2 protein-coding genes are annotated in these 3,917 nt (G+C 75.9%); both read right to left on the reverse strand.

Annotated features, from left to right (window positions below):
* Window positions 1-122: 122 nt before the first annotated feature.
* The gene (locus MHW47_RS33150) at window positions 123-2,468 is read right to left on the reverse strand and encodes a serine/threonine-protein kinase (RefSeq protein ID WP_239227553.1); all 2,346 of its coding nucleotides are present in this window, start codon (window positions 2,466-2,468) and stop codon (window positions 123-125) included.
* A 281-nt stretch (window positions 2,469-2,749) separates the two neighbouring features.
* On the reverse strand, window positions 2,750-3,856 hold the full coding sequence (locus MHW47_RS33155) for a cellulose-binding domain-containing protein (protein ID WP_239227554.1): 1,107 nt from the start codon (window positions 3,854-3,856) through the stop codon (window positions 2,750-2,752).
* Window positions 3,857-3,917 lie beyond the last annotated feature (61 nt).

Here is a 3,917-nt window from a genome sequence, read left to right on the forward strand (position 1 = left end):
CGGCCGCCGCCGCGTACGCGGACCGGGTGCTGGTGCTCGCCGGCGGCCTGGTGGTCGAGGACCGGCACCGGAGCGCCGCCGTATACACCGGCCGGGCGGCCTGAACGCTCCCCGGGCGCCGGTCAGCCCGACTTCGGCGGGTGCCGGGGGTCGAAGGCGAAGACGGTGTTCCCGGCGGCGGTCACGACGACCGCGTCACCGGCGACGGTCACGCGCGGGCCCGCTCCCTGTCCGCCGGTCAGCCCGTCGGCCCTGGGGTCGGTCGCCCAGAGGGTGGCGCCGTCGGACGGCGCGAGCGCGACGACCCGGCCGGTGGCGGAGCTGAAGAACAGCGCGCCGTCTGCGGCGGCCGGGCCGGAGGCCCCTTCGACGCTGGTCTGCCGGGACCACTTCTTCCGGCCGGTGGCCGGGTCGAACGCGGTGACGCGGCCGGTCTGCCCGCTCACGAACACGGTGCCGTCCGCCATGCCGGGGGTGCCGGCGTACGTGGCGGGCAGCGGTGCGAAGTCGGCCTCGCCGGAGGCCGGGTCGACCCGCACCACGCCGTTGTACCCGGTGAGCGCCGTCTCCTCGACGTCCTCCCGGAGCAGGACGAGTTGGCCCCCGGCGACACCGACGGGCACGGCGGGCCCGTCGACGGCGATGGCCCCGCCCCAGGCGCCGGAGGTCCGGTCGACCGGGTAGAGCGACGGGTGGCGTACGGACGAGGCGTTCATCTCGGCGTCGGCGGCGCACATGGCGAGGAGCACGTCGTCCACGGGGACGGGCGCGCACCGGAAGTCCGCGGGGAACGGCGCCGTCCACAGCAGCTTCCCGCTGTGCGCGTCCCGGGCCTCGAAGGCGGAGTCGGCGGCGTCCACCATGATCACGGCGGAGCCGAGCACGACGGCGTCGCGGGTCCGGCCGGTGACGGCGGTCGACTGGGCGCCGGAGGGCGCGGCCCACAGCTCCTCGCCGCTGTCGGCGTCGACGGCCACCACCTCGTCGTTGCGGCCCCGGGGGTCGTCCTGGGCGGCGATGCGGTAGCCGACGACGGTGTCGCGGGTGGCGCCCACCAGGTGCATGCCCTGGACGGGGATGCCGGGGCTCTTGACCGTCCAGGCCCGGGAGCCGTCCCGGACGCTGATGCGGGTCGCGACGACCCCGCCGCCCCCGCAGAACACCGTGTCCTCGGCGCCCGTGACGCACCGCAGTTCGTCGGGGATGTCCTCGCGACCGCCCGGCACGGTCACCCGCCAGGGCCGGAAGCCGTCCGGCAGGGCCGCGGAGGGCGCGGCGGCGGTGGTGGCGCCCTCGGCGGCGGGCCGGTCCGGGCCGAGGCCGCCGGCCTGCAACAGGGCGACTCCGCCGCCGATGAGCCCCACGGCCACGGCCGCCGCGAGCACGGTCCGCCGCCGCCCGCGCAGCCGGCCGCCCGGAGAGACGGACGCGGCTTCCGGTTCCGGCGTGGGGGCGGGATCGGGGGTGGGTTCCGGTTCCGGTTCCGGCGCGGGTTCCGGCTCGGGCGCAGGTTCCGACGCTGCGGCGGGCTCGGGCGCGGGTTCCGGCGTCGGCGCGGATTCCGGCGCGGGCTCGCTCGGGGTGGGCGTGGGGAGGTGGTGCTGGGTGGCGACGTCGCGGGTGCGGCCCGTGGCGCACCCGTCCTCGCCGGGCCCGCCGAGGTCGGCCGGCAGATCCCGCAGCAGTTCCAGGAGTTCGGCCGCCGAGGGCCGGCTCTCGGGGTCCTTGCCCAGGCACGGTTCGACGACCGCCCGCAGCACGGCGGGCACCGCGTCCAGCGCGGGCTCGTCGTGCACGACCTGGTACGCCGTCAGGTAGGGGCTGTCCGCGTCGAACGGGCCGCGCCCGGTCGCCGCGTACACCAGCAGGGTGCCCAGCGAGAAGACGTCGGAGCGCGGTCCGACCCCGCGCGGCGCCTGGAGCTGCTCCGGAGACATGAAGGGCGGTGTCCCGATGACGCGCCCGGTCATGGTGAGCGTCTGCTGGTCCGCGGCGCGCGAGATGCCGAAGTCGATGACGCGCGGACCCTCGGGCGAGAGGACGACGTTGGAGGGTTTCAGGTCGCGGTGGACGACGCCCACCCGGTGGATGTCGCGCAGTGCCTCGGCGAGCCCGATCGCCAGGCTCCGCAGCCCGGGCCCGCCGAGGGGGCCCTCGTCGGCGATGCGCTGGGCGAGCGTGGGGCCCTCGATGTAGGTCGTGGCCATCCACGGCTGTTCGGCCTCGGGCGCGGCGTCGACCACGGCCGCGGTGAACGCGCCGCTCACCCGCCGCGCGGCCTCGATCTCCTGCCGGAAGCGGATGCGGAACTCGCTGTCCCCGGCGAACTGCTGGTGGATCAGCTTGATCGCGACCGGCCGGCCCGACTCCGTACGGGCCAGGAACACCGTGCCCATGCCACCTGAGCCGAGCCTCGCCTCCAGCGGATATCCGCCGATCTCGGCTGGATCGCCTGCGCGCAGCGACACTCTTCCCCGACCTCTCGTCCCCCGTGCACCTCTGCCGTCACGGAACCGCCCATCTGTGCTGCACCCAAAGTAGCCGCAGCGCGGCGGTGCGCGGCAAAGCGGGTGTCACCTGCACGTACGTACGGACGGTTCCCGGCCGGGGCGGGAAGGTCGGCGGGGTGCCGGTGAGCGGGGTGGCGCCGGCAAACCGGAGCGGGAAAGGAGCCGGTGCCGGCTTCACCGTGAAGCCGGCACCGGTCCGGACCGCCCCGTCACCCCTCGCGCGCCGGGGCGGCCGTCCGTCAGCAGCCGATCGGCGTGGAGCCGACCGCCACATCGTCGAACCACAGGGTGTCGTCACCGTTCCCGTAGCTCTCCCAGCCCAGCCGCAGGGCCGTGGGCCGGGGCGCGGTCGTCCGCGACAGCCACTGGTCGTCGACGTCCCGCGTCGGTACGCCGTCGGCGTGCAGCCCCGGCACCTGCTCGTCGTTCAGCCAGGTGTCGAGCCCGGTGGCCGTGGTGTCGACCGCGAACCGCAGGCACTGCCAGCTGCCCGTGGGCAGGGGCTCGCTCATCCCCACCCCGGTCGGGCTCTGCGCCGGGAGCGTCGCGTCGTCGATCTCCCGGTTCCACTGGAGCGCCCCGTTCTGGCCCCCGATCCGCAGGGCCTTGCCGCCCTGGGAGCTGTCCGGCATCGACACGAAGGTGACGTGCGCGGCCGGGAGCGCCGTGGTGTGCCGCACCCACATGCGTACGTACATCACCGGGCCCACGGACGAGAGGTCCGCGGTGGAGGCCACGAAGGCGTGGTTGCAGTAGCCGGCCTTCCCGTCCAGCCGCAGCGAACGCGCGCCGCTGTGGGCGACCGCCGTGTCGACGGCGGCCGCACCGGTGCCCTGGCAGTCGGGCGCGGTGAAGCGCCAGTTCCCGGCGGGCGTGGAGCCGGTCTGGTTCTCGAAGTCGTCGCAGACCACCGCGTCACCGCACTCCGCGGAGGGCGGGGTGGTGGGGGGCGGGGTCGTCGGGGGCGGCGTGGTCGGGGGCTGGGTGCCGTCGCCGCCGCAGGAGACGCCGTTGAGCGCGAAGTCGGTGGGCGCGGGGCCGCCCGACCCGGCGGTCCCCTGCACGCCGAAGGAGAGGGTGCCGCCACTCGCCACGGTCCCGTTCCAGGCGGTGTTGACCGCGGTCACGGCGTGCCCGGACTGGGTGACGGTCGCGTTCCAGCCGGAGGTGACCCGCTGGTCGCCTTCGTACGTCCAGGTCAGCCGCCAGTCGCTGAGCGCGGGGCCGTTGTTGGTGACGCTCACCTCGGCGGTGTAGCCGCCGGTCCACGCGTTGACGGTGTAGTCGACCTCGCACCCGGCCGCCGCGGCGGAGCCGCTGGCGGGCACGGCGGCGAGCAGCGGCAGGGCGGTGAAGGGGAAGTGGCCCGCGCCGGCGACGGTCCGCCACCGCCTCCAGCCGTCGAGG

Source organism: Streptomyces sp. OfavH-34-F (assembly GCF_022347745.1).
Lineage (GTDB): Bacteria > Actinomycetota > Actinomycetes > Streptomycetales > Streptomycetaceae > Streptomyces.